Source organism: Mesorhizobium sp. LSHC420B00 (assembly GCF_000503055.1).
Taxonomy (GTDB): Bacteria; Pseudomonadota; Alphaproteobacteria; order Rhizobiales; family Rhizobiaceae; genus Mesorhizobium.
In genome coordinates this window covers 222,896-239,598 of sequence record NZ_AYVY01000004.1, presented here as the reverse complement: position 1 = coordinate 239,598, position 16,703 = coordinate 222,896, and the positions used below count along the sequence as shown (strand labels likewise).

The following is a 16,703-nucleotide window of genomic DNA, read 5'->3' as shown; positions in this document are numbered from 1 at the left end:
GCGAGAGGAAAAGAACATGACCAGCGGTTTTTTCGGCGACATCCAACAGATCAAATATGAGGGACCGGATTCGACCAATCCGCTGGCCTACCGGTTCTACAATCCCGACGAGATCGTCGCCGGCAAGCGGCTGGAAGACCATCTGCGCTTTGCCGTCGCCTACTGGCATTCCTTTGCCTGGCCAGGCGGCGATCCGTTCGGCGGCCAGACGTTTGACCGGCCGTGGTTCCCCAAGGCCGGCGGTACCGACACGATGGAGCTGGCCAAGCTCAAGGCCGACGTCGCCTTCGAGATGTTTTCGCTGCTGGGCGCGCCTTATTTCTGCTTCCACGATGCCGATGTGCGGCCGGAGGGCCGGGACTTTTCCGAAAGTGCGGCGCGGCTCGACGAGATCGCCGATTATTTCTCGGGAAAGATGAAGCAGACTGGCGTCAAGCTGTTGTGGGGCACGGCCAACCTGTTCTCCAACCGCCGCTTCATGTCGGGCGCCGCCACCAATCCCGATCCGGACGTCTTTGCCTATTCGGCCGCGACGGTGAAACACTGCATCGACATCACCAAGCGGCTGAACGGCGAGAACTACGTGCTGTGGGGCGGCCGCGAGGGCTATGAGACGCTGCTCAACACCGACCTTGCCCGCGAGCAGGAACAGGCCGGCCGCTTTCTCAATCTGGTCGTCGACTACAAGCACAGGATCGGCTTCGAAGGCACCATCCTGATCGAGCCGAAGCCTCAGGAACCGACCAAGCACCAGTATGATTACGACGTCGCCACCGTCTATGGCTTCCTCAAGCGTTTCGGACTGGAGAACGAGGTCAAGCTCAACATCGAGCAAGGCCACGCCATCCTGGCCGGCCATTCGTTCGAGCATGAACTGGCGCTGGCCAATGCGCTCGGCATTTTCGGCTCGATCGACATGAACCGCAACGACTACCAATCGGGCTGGGACACCGACCAGTTCCCAAACAATGTACCGGAGATGGCGCTCGCCTATTATCACGTACTGCAGGCGGGCGGCTTCAAGACCGGCGGCACCAATTTCGACGCCAAGCTCAGGCGCCAGTCGCTCGATCCGCAGGATCTGCTGATCGGTCATATCGGCGGCATGGATTGCTGCGCTCGAGGCCTCAAGGCAGCGGCACGCATGGTCGAGGACAAGGCGCTGTCGGCGCCGCTCGCCGAGCGCTATGCCGGCTGGGATTCGGCCGAGGCCAAGGCGATGCTTGCCGGCAAGCGCACGCTGGAGGAAATTGCTGATCGCGTCGTCAAGGAGAAGATCGAGCCGCAGCCCCGATCCGGCCGCCAGGAACTGCTCGAGAATATCGTCAACCGGTACGTCTGAGGCGTACCGATTCGCGGCCGCATTGTTCAGCGGCCGCCGGCTGACGACTTTCCGCGGGGCCGAAACCGACAAGGTTTGCCCGGTGCGACACTTTCGGTCTGCTTGCTGACCGGGCCTGGCATATGTCCTAGCCGTGATCGAGGCCTCTTAGGTAGGCGCAGAACATGTCGGCCATGGCGTCGGCGTAGGCTTCGATCTCCGCCGGGGTTCGAGGCGCCTCCGAGAACTGCTTCCCCACCGTGCTCAGCGCCGTCATGACGAGGTCGCCGGCCAATTCGCGGGTCGCTTGCGCGGCGTTGGGCAACGCCTCCTGCATGAAGAGCTGGATGGTGCGGTCTCCGGACGCCCTTGCCGCCCGCGCCTCAGGCGCGTCGCGGTAAAGCGGTGCGGCGTCGTCGAGCGCCACACGCACCGCGGCCTCGTCACACTCCGAGCGGAGGAAGGCGTGGACCAGGCCGCGCAGCCTTTCAAGCGGCGGTTTCCTGATATCCTCGAGGATGTCGCGCAGCAAATCGGTCGTCTGCCGCCATTCGTCACTCTGGAGCCGGAACAGGATCGCCGCCTTGTTCGGAAAATACTGATACAGCGATCCGACGCTGACACCGGCCTTCTCGGCCACCCGCGCCGTGGTGAAGCGCTGCGCGCCTTCCCTCGCCAAAACCTGAACAGCAGCCTCCAAAATCGCAGCAACGAGCTCCGCCGAGCGGGCCTGCTTGGGCTGTTTTCGCGAGGAAATCCGCGGACTTCGGTGATCGCTCATTGAGAGGCGCGCCAATGCGATTATTGAATGCGAATGATTAGTCGTATTTTGAATGCCGCACAAGAACGCATTCAATTTTGACTGGAGACCAATATGACCACACTGACGACAACGCCGCTGGCGCCCCTGCTGGACCGCCTGTTCGAGGAAGCCGCTGCGGCAACGAGCCCTGCCGTGGCGGAGCTCTCCGCCGAGGAGCGGAGCCGCTTCATTCGGAGCAAGACCGAATACCTCGATTTCTACGGGCGGCTAAAGGATCTCTGGCTTCCCGTTTCGCGAGAGACCGGCACGCTGCTCTACATGCTGGCACGGAGCAGCGGCGCCCGGACGATCGTCGAATTTGGAACCTCGTTCGGCATCTCGACCCTGCACCTTGCCGCAGCCTTGCGGGACAATGGCGGCGGCCGCCTGATCACCAGCGAGTTCGAGCCATCCAAGGTGGCGCGCGCCAGGAGCAACCTCACAGCAGGCGGTCTCATCGACATGGTGGAAATCCGAGAGGGAGACGCGCTGCAAACATTAAGCGTCGATCTTCCCGAAACGGTCGACCTGCTGCTGCTCGATGGCGCCAAAGCGCTCTATCCCGAGGTCTTGACCCTAGTTGAAAGTCGCCTCAGGCCGGGCGCCTTGGTCGTTGCCGACAATGCCGATCTTTGCCCCGAATACCTCTCGCGGGTGCGCTCGACCGGAAGCGGCTACATGTCCACGCCGTTCGGCGAGGATGTCGAACTGTCCATGCGGCTCGGCTGACGCACCGCCTGATCTGTCGGAAAGATCGTGCCCAAGATGGGCGGCGGCGGACAAAACTTTGCCCGGCATCGCCCATCAATCGCCTCGCTCTTGCCTTCAAACAGCCGTCACGGAGTTCCTATAGTGTGGTTCGTGGCGGGAATCAGAAAGAAGGAGGCGAAACGATATGCAGCACGAACGCGAAATCGACGCCCTGCTCTCATCTGGCGAGGCCGGATCGATCATCGACCGGCTGATGGCGCTGCCGCACCCCAAGCATGGTGCGCTGAGTGCAAACGAATGGGATCGCGCGGTCGCCAGCCGCTTCGAGACCCATCTGGCGAGACAGATGCGCTCGCAGATCGACGGCAACAGCGTCCGCCAAGACGCTGCCTGATCCACCTTTGTCTGTGCATGTCGTTACCCCAAAACCGCTACGCACTTTTGGGCGACATGCATTATCCTCGACGCAGCCTGACCGGCGCTTCGCCGAACGCTCTTGAAAACGCTCTGGAAAATGCCGCGGCGGACGAAAACCCCGTTCGCCCGGCAATGTCCGCCATAGCGATGCGCGTATCGACCACCAGCCGGCGCGCGGCGCCGAGGCGCAGCCTGAGATAATAGGCGCCCGGCGTTTCGCCGATCGACTTGCGAAAGATACTTTCCAGCGTCCGCGCCGTCACCCCGGCGCGCTTGGCCACGGCGGCGACAGTCAGGGGCTGGTCGACATGCGCTTCCATCAGCCGGATGGCTTGCGCCAGCCTGGGATCGTAGCCGTCAAGACGGCCGAGCGAGACCAGCGGCTGCGCGTCCGTCGCGGCGCGCGCCTGGTCGTAGATGAAGACGCTCGCGACATCGAGCGCCACGGCCATGCCGAGCCGCGTGCGGATCAGATGCAGCATCAGGTCGAAGGTCGGCGAGGCGCCGCCAGAGGTGAATACGGGACCGTCGATGACGTAGCGGTCGGGGCGCACGTCGACGCCGGGAAAGGCCGAAGAAAAATCCTCCATATCCTCCCAGTGGGTGGTGGCGCTGCGCCCCTCCAGCAAGCCCGCGCGCGCCACCAGCCAGGTGCCGGCCTCGACGCCGCCGCAGGCGCGTGCCGCGCGCGCCGCCCGGCGCAGTCCGGAAAGCAAGGCTGAAGTGGCGTAGTTCTGCGTGCCGAAGCCGGCGACGACGACCAGCATGTCGGTTGTGTCAGCCGCATCGAAGCGGCCGCTGACCGCCACCGGCAGGCCGCATGTGGTGACCGGCGCCTCGCCTGTGACCGAGACCAGCCTGAAATCGAACAGCGTCTCGCCGGCAATACGGTTGGCGGCGCGCAACGGGTCGACGGCCGACGCGACGCACATGATCGACGAGCCGGAGAATACCAGCAGCGTCACCTTGAGCGGCAGACGTTCGGCACGAAAGATCGTCGGTTTTTCGGTTTTGGTCACATGATCTTCGTAAAACGCAAAACAGTTTCCGGCAAGTCAGGCATTCTTGCCCTACGTTCTATTGGGAGAGAGTCCGATGCCGTTAGCGATGAACCGTGAGGTCTTCATTACCTGTGCCGTGACCGGGTCCGGCAGTTCGCAGGACCGCAGCCCGCACGTGCCGCGCTCGCCCAAGCAGATCGCCGATTCGGCCATTGAGGCGGCAAAGGCAGGGGCTGCGATCGTGCACTGCCATGTGCGCGATCCCGAGACCGGCAAGCCTAGGCGCGACGTGCACCTCTACCGCGAGGTGACCGAGCGCATCCGCGCGGCTGACGTCGACGTGGTTTTGAACCTGACCGCCGGCATGGGCGGCGACATGGTGTTCGGCCCACCGGAAAAGCCGCTGCCGCTGAACGAAAAAGGCACGGACATGGGCGGCGCGACCGACCGCATGGAACATGTGCGCCAGTGCCTGCCGGAAATCTGTACGCTCGACTGCGGCACGATGAATTTCGCCGAGGCCGATTATGTCATGACCAACACGCCCGGCATGCTGCGCGCCATGGGCGGCATGATGACGACGCTCGGCGTCAAGCCGGAGATCGAGGCCTTCGACACCGGGCATCTGTGGTTTGCCAAGCAATTGGTCGAGGAACAAGTGCTGAAGCCGGACGCGCTGGTGCAATTGTGCATGGGTGTGCCGTGGGGGGCGCCGGACGACCTCAACACCTTCATGGCCATGGTCAACAATGTACCGTCGACCTGGAACTGGTCGGCGTTCGCCATTGGCCGAAACCAGATGGCCTATGTCGCTGCCGCGGTGCTGGCCGGCGGCAATGTCCGTGTCGGGCTGGAGGATAATCTCTGGCTCGACAAGGGGGTGCTGGCGACCAATGCGCAGCTGGTCGAGCGGGCGGTCAGTATCGTGTCGAATATGGGCGCCAGGGTCATCGGCCCGGATGAGGTGCGAAAGAAGCTGAACCTGACGAAGCGCGCACCGCTTTGAGCAAGGGCGGGAAGAACCCGGTTGGGAGGAGCCGCCGATGAAGACCGTGAAGTTCACCGCCATGAAGGACGGCGACCGCGAGGATTATGCCTTCCTCACCGAGCATGAGATCGACCATGCGGCAAAGACCGGCGAGCGTCTGCTCGACGCGCTTGTCCAGCTCGACGAAGGGCTGTCGGGCTACAAGATCACCCGGCTCGGCCATTCGCTGCAGGCGGCGACGCGGGCCTGGCGCGACGGCGCCGACACCGACTGGATTGCCTGCGCCTTGCTGCACGACATCGGCGACATCTACGCGCCCTATAATCACGACGAGTATGCGGCGTCGATCCTGAAGCCCTTTGTACGCGAGCAATGCACCTGGGTGGTGGAAAAGCACGGCGACTTCCAGCGCCTCTATTACGCACATCACCTCGGCGGCACCCCGCACGCCCGCGACCGTTTCGCCGGGCACATCTACTTCGACGATTGCGATGAGTTTTGCGAGCGCTGGGACCAGTCGAGCTTCGACCCGGATTACGAGACATTGCCGATCGATTTCTTCCGGCCCTTCGTGCTCGAAGTGTTCGCGCGCAAGGCCTATGACGCGTCCGTGATCCGTGCCGGCGAGCGTGTCGCCCTCACCGACCCCGCAACAGCCAGCACAAGAACCGGAGCCTCCGCATGAGCATCATCAACAAGGCGGCAGCCATCGGCGGCGGCGTCATCGGCGCCGGCTGGGTCGCGCGGCTGCTGCTCAACGGAATCGACGTGTCGATCTTCGATCCCGACCCCGAGGCGTCACGCAAGGTCGGCGAGGTGATGAAGGGAGCGCGACGCGCCTACAAGCAGATGCTGCCCGGCGGCCTGCCGAAAGCGGGCAAGCTCACTTTCGCCAAGACGATCGCCGAGGCGGTCGCCGATGCCGACTTCATCCAGGAAAGCGTGCCGGAGCGGCTCGACCTCAAGCACCGCGTGCTGGCCGAGATCGACCTTTATGCGCCGGCCAACGCCATTGTCGGCTCCTCCACCTCCGGCATCAAGCCGACCGACATGCAGGTGGCGATGAAGAAACATCCGGAGCGGTTGGTGGTCGGCCATCCGTTCAACCCCGTCTATCTCTTGCCACTGGTCGAAATCGTCGGCGGCGAACAGACCTTTCCCGAGGCGATCGAAGTCGCCAAGGAGATGTATGCCTCGATCGGCATGAAGCCGGTGGTGATCCGCAAGGAGATCGAAGCCTTTGTCGGCGACCGCCTGCTCGAAGCGGCCTGGCGCGAGGCGCTGTGGCTGGTCAAGGACGGCATCTGCACGGTCGAGGAGCTTGACGACATCATGCGCTATGGCTTCGGCCTGCGCTGGGCGCAGATGGGCATGTTCCAGGTCTATCGTGTCGCCGGCGGCGAGGCCGGCATGCGCCACTTCATGGCGCAGTTCGGCCCGTGCCTGAAATGGCCATGGACCAAGCTGATGGATGTGCCGGAGTTCAACGACGAATTGGTCGAGCTGATCGCGACCCAGTCGGACGACCAGGCGCACGGTCTGTCGATCCGCGAACTCGAAAAGATCCGCGACGACAATCTGGTCGCGATCATGGAGGCACTGTCGAAGCAGAACAAAGGCAAAGGCTGGGGCGCCGGCGCCCTGCATAAGGACTATACCAGGCAGCTGGCCAAGCTTGCGGCGAAGAAGCCCACCGCCTCCAAGGCTGCCGAGAAGGCCAAGGCTGAAAAGCCGAAGAAAAAGAAGAAAGGCTGAGACCATGGATTTTGGTCTTTCGGAGGAACAGAAGCTCATCGTCGAGACGACGCGGGCCTTCGTCGAGAACGAGCTTTACCCGCATGAGCGCGAAGTGGAGCGCACCGGCGTGCTGCGCCGTGAGCTGATCGAGGAGATCAAGGCCAAGGCGATCGAAGCTGGTCTCTATGCCGCCAACATGCCGGCCGATGTCGGCGGCGCCGGGCTCGATACGGTGACCTGGCTGCTCTATGAAAAGGAGCTCGGCCGCGCCAATTACGCGCTGCACTGGACCTGCGTGGCGCGGCCTTCCAACATCCTCCTTGCCGGCACGCCGGAGCAGCGCGAGAAGTATCTGTTCCCGTGCATTCGCGGCGAAAAATGGGATTGCCTGGCAATGACCGAGCCGGGCGCCGGCTCCGATTTGCGCGGCATGAAGGCAACCGCCGTGCAGGACGGCGACGACTGGGTGCTGAACGGCACCAAGCATTTCATAAGCCACGCCGACCTCGCCGATTTCGCCATCGTCTTCATGGCCTCGGGGGAGGAAGAGTCTTCGCGTGGAAAACGCAAGAAGATCACCGCCTTCTTCGTCGACAAGGGCACCAAGGGCTTTACCGTGCGCGACGGCTACCGCAACGTCTCGCATCGCGGCTACACCAATGCCATCCTCGAATTCGACGATTGCCGTCTGCCGGCCACTCAGGTTCTGGGCGAGGTGCACAAGGGCTTCGACGTCGCCAATTCATGGCTTGGCGCGACGCGCCTGCAGGTCGGCGCCACCTGCCTCGGCCGCGCCGAACGGGCGCTTGGCCACGCCATCGAATACGCCGCGCAGCGCCAGCAATTCGGCCAGCCGATCGGCAAGTTCCAGGGCGTGTCGTTCAAGCTCGCCGACATGGCGACCGAGCTGAAGGCCGCCGACCTGATGGTGTTCGAAGCCGGCTGGAAGTACGATCAGGGCACCGTCACCGATCAGGACATGGCCATGGCCAAGCTGAAGGCCACCGAGATGCTCGCCTTCGTCGCCGACGAGGCGATCCAGATCCATGGCGGCATGGGGCTGATGGACGATCTGCCGCTGGAACGCATCTGGCGCGACGCCCGCGTCGAGCGCATCTGGGAAGGCACCTCGGAAATCCAGCGCCACATCATTTCGCGGGCGCTGCTGCGCCCGTTCGGGGGCTAGAGCATGATCCCAAAAAGTGGAATCCGGTTTTTGGAAAAGATCATGCTCAAACGAAAAGATGACGATGCACAAACTTGAGCGGCTTTTGCGCCCACGAACGATCGCAGTCTTCGGTGGCGTGCAGGCTGCTGCCGTCGTCGCGCAGTCGATCAAGATGGGCTTTGCCGGCGAGATCTGGCCCGTGCATCCGAGCAAGGACGAGGTCGCCGGCCGCAAGGCGTATCGCTCGGTGGCCGAATTGCCCGGTGCGCCGGATGCCGCTTTCATCGGCGTCAACCGGCACTTGACCATCGAAGTGGTCAAGGCGCTGGCCGAGCGCGGCGCCGGCGGTGCGGTCTGCTTCGCCGCCGGCTTCCTCGAAACCGAGGCCTATGACGAGGACGGCGAGCGGCTGCAGGCCGAGCTGGTCGCGGCGGCGGGTCCCATGCCGATCATCGGGCCGAACTGCTATGGGCTGATCAATTACGCCGACGGCGCGCTTTTGTGGCCCGACCAGCATGGCGGCATCAGGCTGCCTGAAGGCGGTCGCGGCGTTGCCATCATCACCCAGTCGTCGAACATCGCCATCAACATGACGATGCAGAAGCGCGGCCTGCCGATCGCCTTTCTGATGACCGCCGGCAACCAGGCGCAGACCGGGCTTTCCGAAATGGCGCTCGGCCTGATCGAGGACGACCGCGTCACCGCGCTCGGCCTGCATATCGAGGCCTTCGACTCGGTGGCCGGCTTCGAAAGGCTGGCGGCACGGGCACGAGAGCTGAAGAAGCCTGTTATCGCCATGAAGGTCGGCCGCTCCGAGCAGGCGCGGCAGGCGACCGTCTCGCATACCGCGTCGCTGGCCGGCTCGGACGCAGCGTCCGGCGCGTTCCTGAAGCGGCTCGGCATCGCCCGCATCGATTCGATCCCGGCCTTCATCGAGGCGCTGAAGTTGCTGCACGTCACCGGTCCCCTGCCCGGCTACCGGCTGTCGTCGATGAGCTGTTCGGGCGGCGAGGCGTCCGTCATGGCCGACAGCGCCGAAGGCCGCTGGGTGACCTTTCCGCCTCTCACCGCCGAGCATCGCATTCAGGTCAAATCGACGCTCGGCCCGCTGGTCGCGGTGGCCAACCCGCTCGACTACCATACCTTCATCTGGAACAACGAGCCGGCGATGACCGCCACCTTCACCGCCATGGTGTCTGGCGGCTTCGACCTCAACATGCTGGTGCTCGACTTTCCGCGCCCCGACCGCTGCTCCGACACCGACTGGTGGGCGACGCTGCGCGCCTTCGAAGCGGCGCTGAAGGCCAACAGCGCGCAAGGCGCGATCGTCTCCTCGCTGCCGGAGAACCTGCCCGAGGAATACACTGCAGGGCTGATGGCGCGGGGCATGGTGCCGCTGTTCGGCATTTCCGAGGCCATGGACGCCGCCCAGGCGGCAGCCTTCATCGGCTGGGCGTGGCGCGAGCCGCTGGCGCAGCCGATCGACACCTCGGCGTCTGGCGCGCCGGCTGGCGACCATGTCACCCCGGACGAGGCGGAGGCGAAAGCGCGGCTCATCGAGGCCGGGCTCCCGGTGCCGAAGGGCGAGCGCGCCGGCAACGCGGTCGAGGCTGTGATCTCCTCGATGGCGCTCGGCTTCCCGGTAGCGCTGAAGGCTCTTGGCGTCATCCACAAATCCGAGCTCGACGCGGTCCGGCTCAATTTGAGGGATGCCGAATCCGTCAGCACCGCCGCCCATGATCTCGGCCCGCTCGGCACCGGCCTTTATGTCGAGCGCATGGTGCGCGATGGCGTCGCCGAGCTGCTGGTCGGCTTCACCCGCGACCCGATGTTCGGCGCGGTGATGACGCTCGGCACCGGCGGCGTGCTGGTCGAGCTGTTGCGCGACAGCGTCACGCTGATGCTGCCGGCGACCCGTGACGACATCGAGGCCGCTTTGCGCGGGCTGAAACTGTTCCCGCTGCTCGACGGCTATCGCGGCCGGCCGAAGGCCGATGTCACGGCGGCAATAGAGGCGATATCGGGCATTGCCGGCTTCGTGCAGCAAAATGCCGGCGAGATCGAGGAACTCGACATCAATCCGCTGATCGTCTGCGCCGAGGGCAAGGGCGCCTGGATCGCCGACGCGCTGATGGTGCTGGGAGGCAAGAAGAATGGCTGAAATCATCACCACCCGCCGCGAGGGCACGATCTTCGAAGTCACGCTCGACCGGCCCAAGGCCAATGCCATCGACCTGAACACGTCGCGGCTTATGGGCGAGACTTTCAAGGCGTTTCGCGACGATCCCGAGCTGCGCGTCGCCATCGTCAAGACCGCCGGCGACAAGTTCTTCTGCGCCGGCTGGGACCTGAAGGCTGCTGCCGGCGGCGACGCGGTCGACGGCGACTATGGCGTCGGCGGCTTCGGCGGGCTGCAGGAATTGCGCGACCTCAACAAGCCGGTGATCGCCTGCGTCAACGGCATGGCGGTCGGCGGCGGCTTCGAACTGGCCCTATCCTGCGACCTCATCTATGCGTCGGACCACTCCTCCTTCGCGCTGCCCGAAATCCGTGCCGGCACGCTGGCCGATGCGGCGACGATCAAGCTGCCGAAGCGCATCCCCTACCATGTCGCCATGGACCTTTTGCTCACCGGCCGCTGGATGGATGTCGCCGAGGCGCATCGCTGGGGCCTGGTCAACGAGGTGCTGCCCAAGGACAGGCTGGAGGACCGCGTCTGGGAGATCGCGCGGCTGCTCGCCAGCGGCCCGCCGCTGGTCTTCGCCGCGATCAAGGAAACGGCTCGGGTCGCTGAATCGCTGACGTTCCAGGACGCGATGAACCGGGTGACGCGCCGGCAGCTGCCAACGGTTGACGCACTCTACGGCTCGGAGGACAATCTCGAGGGTTTTCGCGCCTTCGCCGAGAAGCGCGACCCGGTGTGGAAGGGGAAGTGACGCTGCGGAGATGATGGCGATCCTTCACACCCCCCTCTGCCCTGCCGGGCATCTCCCCCGCAAGTGGGGAGATCGGATGTCGCATCGGATTTCGCCAATTTCCAGCGTTGCAGGACAAGCGGCAAGGCCAAAGCTGCCGATCTCCCCCCTTGCGGGGGAGATGGCCGGCAGGCCAGAGGGGGGTGTCCAAGCTCAACCTTGGCGGCCCATTCGGCGCCAATGACCAACTACAAAACCCTCATCGACGCCGAGACCTGGGCCTTCATCGAGCGGACCAATTCCTATTATCCACCCGATACGATCGACTACACCATCGCCGAGCAGCGCGAGATCTATAACCGGATGTGCCGCGAGTTCTTTGCCGGCTATCCCCAAGGCGTCACGGCGGAAACCACAGCCATTGCCACACCCTGGCACATCCCGACCCGCGTCTACCGCGCCCCGGCGCCGGAAGCGGCGGCGATGGTGCTTTATTTCCATGGCGGCGGTTTTATCCTCGGCGGGCTCGACAGCCATGACGACCTTTGCGCCGAGCTTTGCGGCCGCACCGGCTACGAAGTGGTTTCGGTCGACTACCGGCTGGCGCCGGAACACCTTCATCCGGCCGCCTTCGACGATGCCATCAGCGCCTTCGAATGGGCTTCGACCACTTACGAACGGCCTATCCTGCTGTGCGGCGACAGTGCCGGCGGCAATCTCGCCGCGTCCGTCAGCCACGCGACGCGTGGCCATGCGCGCAAGCCGATCGGCCAGATTCTGGTCTATCCCGGCCTTGGCGGCGACAGCTCCGCCGGCTCCTACGTCACCCACGCGGAAGCGCCGATGCTTAACGTGCGCGACCTCGTTTTCTACAGGGACATCAGGACCGGGGGCGAGGACCGCACCGGCGATCTCACCTTGTCGCCGCTCGCCGACGCCGACTTTGCCAATCTGCCGCCTACCGTCGTGATCACCGCCGAATGCGACCCGCTGTCGTCGGACGGCGAAGCCTATCGCGACCGCATCATTGCTGCAGGCGGGCGCGCCTGGTGGTTCGAGGAGCTGGGACTGGTGCATGGCTATTTGCGCGCCAGGCACACGGCCGGCCGCGCCCGCTCGAGCTTTACCCGGATTGTCGATGCGGTAGCGGTTTTGGGAAGGGGCGAGTGGATCTGGTGAGGGATGTCTTCCCGACCAGAACGGGCCTTTGTCGGCCGGTACAGCTCTATTTGCGGCGGCGTCGCCGGCCGGAAACCTGCTTCAGCCAAGGTCCTAAATGAAAGGCGCTCATCAGCAGGTACATCGGGACCATGCCGGCCAGCGGTGACGCCTCTTGCCCGGTCGAGCACATCATATCCGGCGCTCCGCCGAGAAGCGTCAGCAGCGCCATGGTTGCGAAGGTCGGCGCGGCGGCGAAGGACAGCCAGTCGGCTGCGCCAAGGGCGGCCGGGCTCGCATCGCCGCCGGATCCGCCTGCATGAATCTCGCTCATGTCCGTTGTCCTGGTAGTGAGCGGGATGCGTTCGAACTGAACCGTGCATCCCGCTCCTCCATTTGTCTTAGCCGCATTTCTGCGACGCCAAAGATGTTCTATTCGGTGCGATTCCGGAACGCGGCCTCTCCGGCGTCCGATATCTCGACCCATTTTTTGTCGGGGACGGCTTCGGCACCGTAATTGTCGTGCCAGTTCCACCACTTGTACGTCGGCGTTTGCGGATAGCCCTCGGGCGAATCCTCCCAAACCTCCTGGCGGCCGAGCGGCGTCAGGTCGAGGTAGCTCCATACGGTCCCCATCGCCTCGTCGCCGCGGTTGTTGATGAAGTAGGTGCGGAACACGCGATCGCCGTCGCGGATGAACACGTTATGGCCGTGCCACTCGTCAACGCCGAAATCAGCATCGAAGCTGTCGGTGATGGTGTACCAGGGCATCTTCCAGTCCATCCGCGCCTTCAGCCGCGCAATGTCGGCCTGCGGTGCGCGCGAGGCGTAGGCAAGCGTGGTGTCGCGGGCATTCAGATGGGCAAGGTTGCCGACCTGGTCCGCCCCCAGCGAGCAGCCGCGGCAGGCGTGGTCGGGCCAGCCGAATACGCCGGGCTCGAAGAAGGCGCGGTAGACGACCAGCTGGCGGCGGCCCTCGAACAGGTCGAGCAGGCTCACCTTTCCGTCAGGCCCTTCGAACGTATAGGACTTCTCCACCGCCACCCATGGCATCCGCCGGCGCTCGGCGGCCAGTGCGTCGCGAGCCCGGGTCACGGTCTTCTCCTTCACGAGCAGCTGCTGGCGCGCGGCCTCCCATGCGTCAGGCGAAACGACCGGTGGTGTCTTCATCGCGAGCCGCGAGCCCTGCTCGCCTGTGCCATTCTGATGTGCCGTCATTGTGCATCTCCCTTGCTGGTTTGTCGCCGCACCGGCGCGACGTGTTGGGTCGTGAGATAGGATAGGGGCTGATAGCGGATTGGCGAGAGTGACAAGTGTGACGCGATTCCGACGGGTTCGCTGATCACGGCCAATTTCGCCGCCAGCGACGCCTCTGCGCTCATTCGCGCCCGGACTGCTGAATGGGCCGTGCGCCGGCCAGGTAGCGGTCATTGTCAAACGGCTCGGCCTGGTTGCTTTCCGGGCTCCACAGCTGCCGGTGGGTTCGTGTGAGATCGCCGAGGTAGACATGCAGCGCACCCGATCGCGCGCTGCCGGTATTCGCAACCGCATGCACGGTATTTGAGGCCATGTGCACCACGGCAGGCGCTGCGATGTCCTGCCTTTCCGGGACATCGAGTTCGCTGCCGGCAACAGGATAGATGAAGTTCGTCTCGCTGCCCTTGTAGATGCCGATCAAGGCATCCATCAGGTGGTTATGAGGCGGGTACTGCAGGCCGGGCGACAGCGTGATGTGATAGATCGTCAGGTTAGGGCTCGCATGCAGAAGCACCTCGTCGTCGTCTTCTTCGTGAGCGAGTGTTCCCGATGCGTGAAAACGGTTCGTGTAGTCGCCCAGGACCGTCCTTACCGCTTCGAGGGGATCTGGGCCTCTCGCGGCATTGACGATATCATCGGCAACGGCGTAGAGAGGTGAGTTGGCGGCTAAAGGCATATCAGTTATCCTTCCTGAGATGCTCAGATTATCAATCTGAGGTGCTCACGCTAGCGAATGCTGAGGCCAGCGTCAACGGGACAGCCAGACGGACAGAATATGAAAACGACGAAGTTGACCGCCGAACCGGCAGGGCCAGCCACCGTCGAGGCGACAGCACTGTCAGCCGCCGACGTCCTTCGCAGGGAACAGGCATATGAGCAGCTGAGGAACGACATCATTGCCTGCGTGCTGCGCCCCGGTGAAGCGCTCACCGAGAAACAGATCGGCGATCGATACCAGATCAAAAAGGCTACCATCCGCGCGGCGTTGGCCCGCCTGATGCAGGAAGGGCTGGTCAGGAGCGAGCCGCGCCGCGGCTACGTCGTTGCGACGCTCAGTCTGCGGGACGTCAACGAGATCTTCGATGTCCGCAGCTTGATCGAGCCGGAAGTGTTCAGGGTGGCGGCATCGAACATGACCGAGCGCGGGCTGGAGGATATCAGGCTGGCAGCGAAAAAAGTGCTGAAGCCGGAGACGCTACGCAGCCACATTGCCTTCCTTGCGGCCGATCGTGCTTTTCGCCTGGCCCTTGCGGAGCTCTCGGGAAATTTGCGGCTGGCGCATCTCCTGGACCAGATACTCGACCAGTCGGCGCGGGTTCTCCACCTCGGCTTCAAGTCGCGCGACTTCACCCAGTTGATCATCGCCCAGCAAAAGGAACTGGTTCTTGCCTGCGAGGCAGGCGACGTTTCCGCCATCGTGAAACTTGCCCGTGCGCAGTGCCTGTTTTTGAAGAAGCAGGTGCTCGAGGCTTTGCTTGCCGGTTCCAAGCTTCAAGACGTCAATTTGCAACCTTTCGCCTAAAGCGCCTTGTTTCACCCCACCGCTCGCGCCGCTGCCCGTCCGGCACTGCGGCCGGAAAAGATGCAGCCGCCGAGAAACGTACCTTCGAGCGCTGCATAGCCGTGCATGCCGCCGCCGCCGAAACCGGCTGCCTCGCCCACCGCGTACAGCCCTTCGACCGGTTGGCCGCCGGCGCCCAGCACGCGGCTGTCGAGGTCCGTCTCAAGCCCGCCGAGCGTCTTGCGGGTCAGGATGCCGAGCCTGACGGCGATCAGCGGGCCATTGGCGGGATCGAGCAGCTTGTGCGGTCTTGCGGTACGGATCAGCCGGTCTCCGAGATAGGCTCGCGCGCCGCGCAGCGCGGTGATCTGCATGTCCTTGGAGAACGGATTGTCTAGCTGCCGGTCGCGGGCGCGGATTTCGCGCTCGACCTGCGCCAGTTCGAGCAGCGGCTCGCCTCCGGCCAGTGCGTTCATGCGGGCGACCAGCGCCGGCAGTTCGGGCTCGACGATGAAATCCTCACCCTTCTCCATGAACGCCTTGACCGGCGCGGGCACGCCGCTGGTGGCACGGCCAAGCACCTGGCGCCAGCTTTTCCCCGTCAGATCGGGGTTCTGCTCGGAGCCGGACAGCGCGACCTCCTTCTGGATGATCTTTTTGGTCAGGATGAACCAGGAATAGTCGTATCCGGTGCTCATGATGTGGCTGAGCGTGGCCAACGTGTCGAAGCCGGGATAGAGCGGCACCGGCAGGCGTTTGCCGCGCGCATCGAGCCACAGCGATGACGGGCCGGGCAGAATGCGGATCGCATGATCGGTCCAGATCGGTGCCCAGTTCCTGACGCCCTCAACATAGTGCCACATGCGGTCGCGGTTGATGAGCCTGCCGCCGGCAGCCTCGGCGATCGCCAGCATGCGGCCGTCGACATGGTCGGGAACGCCGGTGATCATGCGTTTCGGCGGCGCACCCAGCCGCTGCGGCCAATTCTCCCGGACCAGCTGGTGATTGGCGCCGATGCCGCCGGAGGCGACGATGACGGCCTGCGCCTTCAACTCGAAATCGGCTGTGATCTCGCGCGAGCTCTTGCGGCCGCGCTCGGCATCACTCGCCGCCAATATGTCGCCGCGCACGCCGTCGACGGCAGCACCCGTCCGGCTCAATTCGTTGACCCGGTGACGGAACCTGAAGCTGATCAGCCCGCGCTTCTCGGCCTCGCGCACGCGCTGCACGAACGGTTCGAGCACACCAGGCCCGGTGCCCCAGGTGACATGGAAGCGCGGCACCGAATTGCCGTGGCCGACGGCATTGCCGCCGCCGCGCTCGGCCCAGCCGACCACCGGAAAGAATTTCAGGCCGCGCTGCATGAGCCAGGAGCGCTTCTCGCCGGCGGCGAAGCCGACATAGGCCTCAGCCCAGCGGCGCGGCCAGAGATCTTCCGTGCGGTCGAAGGCTGCAGTGCCCAGCCAATCCTCGAGCGCCAGCTCATACGAATCGCGGATGCGCATGCGCCGCTGTTCGGGCGAATCGACAAGGAAGATGCCGCCGAGCGACCAGAACGCCTGGCCGCCAAGCGACTGCTCCGGCTCCTGCTCGACGATGATTGTCTTCTTGCCGGCCTCAGTCAGTTCGGCCGCCGCGACAAGACCGGCAAGGCCGGCGCCGACAATGATCACATCCGCGTCGTTTGGCATCTATTTGGCCATGATCTCGTCCAAAAACCGGTCCCT

Annotated in this window: 17 protein-coding genes; 11 read left to right on the top strand and 6 right to left on the bottom strand. The window is 64.3% G+C overall.

The genetic code is table 11. The features are described from left to right. Window positions 1–16: 16 nt before the first annotated feature. Window positions 17–1,342: a xylose isomerase gene (xylA, locus tag X760_RS50320; protein ID WP_023718323.1), complete on the top strand. Its 1,326-nt coding sequence runs from the start codon at window positions 17–19 to the stop codon at window positions 1,340–1,342. 127 nt (window positions 1,343–1,469) lie between these two features. Here xylA and X760_RS50315 read toward each other — a convergent pair whose 3' ends face one another. Next, the gene (locus tag X760_RS50315) at window positions 1,470–2,102 is read right to left on the bottom strand and encodes a TetR family transcriptional regulator (RefSeq protein ID WP_023718322.1); all 633 of its coding nucleotides are present in this window, start codon (window positions 2,100–2,102) and stop codon (window positions 1,470–1,472) included. 93 nt (window positions 2,103–2,195) lie between these two features. Here X760_RS50315 and X760_RS50310 point away from each other — a divergent pair, with 93 nt between their 5' ends. Together X760_RS50310 and X760_RS50305 are read left to right on the top strand one after the other, a co-directional pair. Then, on the top strand, window positions 2,196–2,852 hold the full coding sequence (locus X760_RS50310; RefSeq protein ID WP_023718321.1) for an O-methyltransferase: 657 nt from the start codon (window positions 2,196–2,198) through the stop codon (window positions 2,850–2,852). A 166-nt stretch (window positions 2,853–3,018) separates the two neighbouring features. Beyond that, window positions 3,019–3,228, top strand: a complete 210-nt coding sequence (locus X760_RS50305) for a hypothetical protein (RefSeq protein WP_023718320.1) — start codon at window positions 3,019–3,021, stop codon at window positions 3,226–3,228. A 61-nt stretch (window positions 3,229–3,289) separates the two neighbouring features. Here X760_RS50305 and X760_RS50300 read toward each other — a convergent pair whose 3' ends face one another. Beyond that, entirely contained in the window at window positions 3,290–4,270 is a 981-nt protein-coding gene (locus tag X760_RS50300; protein WP_023718319.1) for a GlxA family transcriptional regulator, read from the bottom strand. A gap of 76 nt (window positions 4,271–4,346) precedes the next feature. On the opposite strand from X760_RS50300, the gene X760_RS50295 reads away from it, so the two are divergent. The 7 genes from X760_RS50295 to X760_RS50265 all read left to right on the top strand — a co-directional run bounded on the left by X760_RS50295 (window position 4,347) and on the right by X760_RS50265 (window position 12,239). Continuing rightward, on the top strand, window positions 4,347–5,258 hold the full coding sequence (locus X760_RS50295; RefSeq protein WP_023718318.1) for a 3-keto-5-aminohexanoate cleavage protein: 912 nt from the start codon (window positions 4,347–4,349) through the stop codon (window positions 5,256–5,258). Window positions 5,259–5,295: 37 nt separating this feature from the next. Next, window positions 5,296–5,925 (top strand): HD domain-containing protein, encoded by a 630-nt coding sequence (locus X760_RS50290; protein WP_023718317.1) that lies wholly within the window; start codon window positions 5,296–5,298, stop codon window positions 5,923–5,925. Next, window positions 5,922–6,995, top strand: a complete 1,074-nt coding sequence (locus tag X760_RS50285) for a 3-hydroxyacyl-CoA dehydrogenase NAD-binding domain-containing protein (protein ID WP_023718316.1) — start codon at window positions 5,922–5,924, stop codon at window positions 6,993–6,995. Before X760_RS50290 ends, X760_RS50285 begins: the two co-directional genes overlap by 4 nt. Window positions 6,996–6,999: 4 nt before the next feature. Then, window positions 7,000–8,163, top strand: coding sequence for an acyl-CoA dehydrogenase (locus X760_RS50280; RefSeq protein ID WP_023718315.1), 1,164 nt, complete (start codon window positions 7,000–7,002; stop codon window positions 8,161–8,163). A 64-nt stretch (window positions 8,164–8,227) separates the two neighbouring features. Continuing rightward, window positions 8,228–10,306: an acetate--CoA ligase family protein gene (locus tag X760_RS50275; protein WP_031193765.1), complete on the top strand. Its 2,079-nt coding sequence runs from the start codon at window positions 8,228–8,230 to the stop codon at window positions 10,304–10,306. Further along, complete coding sequence (locus tag X760_RS50270; protein WP_023718313.1) at window positions 10,299–11,081, top strand: carnitinyl-CoA dehydratase; 783 nt, start codon at window positions 10,299–10,301, stop codon at window positions 11,079–11,081. Before X760_RS50275 ends, X760_RS50270 begins: the two co-directional genes overlap by 8 nt. A gap of 219 nt (window positions 11,082–11,300) precedes the next feature. After that, on the top strand, window positions 11,301–12,239 hold the full coding sequence (locus tag X760_RS50265) for an alpha/beta hydrolase (protein ID WP_023718312.1): 939 nt from the start codon (window positions 11,301–11,303) through the stop codon (window positions 12,237–12,239). 46 nt (window positions 12,240–12,285) lie between these two features. Here X760_RS50265 and X760_RS50260 read toward each other — a convergent pair whose 3' ends face one another. The 3 genes from X760_RS50260 to X760_RS50250 all read right to left on the bottom strand — a co-directional run bounded on the left by X760_RS50260 (window position 12,286) and on the right by X760_RS50250 (window position 14,151). Continuing rightward, window positions 12,286–12,552 carry a hypothetical protein gene (locus X760_RS50260; RefSeq protein WP_023718311.1) on the bottom strand — a complete coding sequence of 89 codons (267 nt, stop codon included), beginning with the start codon at window positions 12,550–12,552 and terminating at the stop codon, window positions 12,286–12,288. A 98-nt stretch (window positions 12,553–12,650) separates the two neighbouring features. Further along, the gene (locus tag X760_RS50255) at window positions 12,651–13,436 is read right to left on the bottom strand and encodes a DUF899 domain-containing protein (RefSeq protein ID WP_084642556.1); all 786 of its coding nucleotides are present in this window, start codon (window positions 13,434–13,436) and stop codon (window positions 12,651–12,653) included. Window positions 13,437–13,596: 160 nt separating this feature from the next. Further along, window positions 13,597–14,151, bottom strand: a complete 555-nt coding sequence (locus X760_RS50250) for an autotransporter (protein ID WP_023718309.1) — start codon at window positions 14,149–14,151, stop codon at window positions 13,597–13,599. A 99-nt stretch (window positions 14,152–14,250) separates the two neighbouring features. On the opposite strand from X760_RS50250, the gene X760_RS50245 reads away from it, so the two are divergent. After that, window positions 14,251–14,997: a GntR family transcriptional regulator gene (locus X760_RS50245; protein WP_023718308.1), complete on the top strand. Its 747-nt coding sequence runs from the start codon at window positions 14,251–14,253 to the stop codon at window positions 14,995–14,997. Between the two features lie 11 nt (window positions 14,998–15,008). Here the strand turns inward: X760_RS50245 and X760_RS50240 are convergent, their stop codons facing one another. Further along, window positions 15,009–16,667 (bottom strand): FAD-binding dehydrogenase, encoded by a 1,659-nt coding sequence (locus X760_RS50240; RefSeq protein WP_023718307.1) that lies wholly within the window; start codon window positions 16,665–16,667, stop codon window positions 15,009–15,011. Window positions 16,668–16,703: the final 36 nt, after the last annotated feature.

What these genes read in the sequence shown, in the direction of transcription:
- X760_RS50255 (WP_084642556.1), bottom strand. Translation starts at nt 13,436, where the DNA reads ATGACGGCACATCAGAATGGCACAGGCGAGCAGGGCTCGCGGCTCGCG.
- X760_RS50285 (WP_023718316.1), top strand. Translation starts at nt 5,922, where the DNA reads ATGAGCATCATCAACAAGGCGGCAGCCATCGGCGGCGGCGTCATCGGC.
- X760_RS50275 (WP_031193765.1), top strand. Translation starts at nt 8,228, where the DNA reads ATGCACAAACTTGAGCGGCTTTTGCGCCCACGAACGATCGCAGTCTTC.
- X760_RS50265 (WP_023718312.1), top strand. Translation starts at nt 11,301, where the DNA reads ATGACCAACTACAAAACCCTCATCGACGCCGAGACCTGGGCCTTCATC.
- xylA (WP_023718323.1), top strand. Translation starts at nt 17, where the DNA reads ATGACCAGCGGTTTTTTCGGCGACATCCAACAGATCAAATATGAGGGA.
- X760_RS50290 (WP_023718317.1), top strand. Translation starts at nt 5,296, where the DNA reads ATGAAGACCGTGAAGTTCACCGCCATGAAGGACGGCGACCGCGAGGAT.
- X760_RS50240 (WP_023718307.1), bottom strand. Translation starts at nt 16,667, where the DNA reads ATGCCAAACGACGCGGATGTGATCATTGTCGGCGCCGGCCTTGCCGGT.
- X760_RS50245 (WP_023718308.1), top strand. Translation starts at nt 14,251, where the DNA reads ATGAAAACGACGAAGTTGACCGCCGAACCGGCAGGGCCAGCCACCGTC.
- X760_RS50270 (WP_023718313.1), top strand. Translation starts at nt 10,299, where the DNA reads ATGGCTGAAATCATCACCACCCGCCGCGAGGGCACGATCTTCGAAGTC.
- X760_RS50260 (WP_023718311.1), bottom strand. Translation starts at nt 12,552, where the DNA reads ATGAGCGAGATTCATGCAGGCGGATCCGGCGGCGATGCGAGCCCGGCC.
- X760_RS50305 (WP_023718320.1), top strand. Translation starts at nt 3,019, where the DNA reads ATGCAGCACGAACGCGAAATCGACGCCCTGCTCTCATCTGGCGAGGCC.
- X760_RS50250 (WP_023718309.1), bottom strand. Translation starts at nt 14,151, where the DNA reads ATGCCTTTAGCCGCCAACTCACCTCTCTACGCCGTTGCCGATGATATC.
- X760_RS50315 (WP_023718322.1), bottom strand. Translation starts at nt 2,102, where the DNA reads ATGAGCGATCACCGAAGTCCGCGGATTTCCTCGCGAAAACAGCCCAAG.
- X760_RS50295 (WP_023718318.1), top strand. Translation starts at nt 4,347, where the DNA reads ATGCCGTTAGCGATGAACCGTGAGGTCTTCATTACCTGTGCCGTGACC.
- X760_RS50310 (WP_023718321.1), top strand. Translation starts at nt 2,196, where the DNA reads ATGACCACACTGACGACAACGCCGCTGGCGCCCCTGCTGGACCGCCTG.
- X760_RS50280 (WP_023718315.1), top strand. Translation starts at nt 7,000, where the DNA reads ATGGATTTTGGTCTTTCGGAGGAACAGAAGCTCATCGTCGAGACGACG.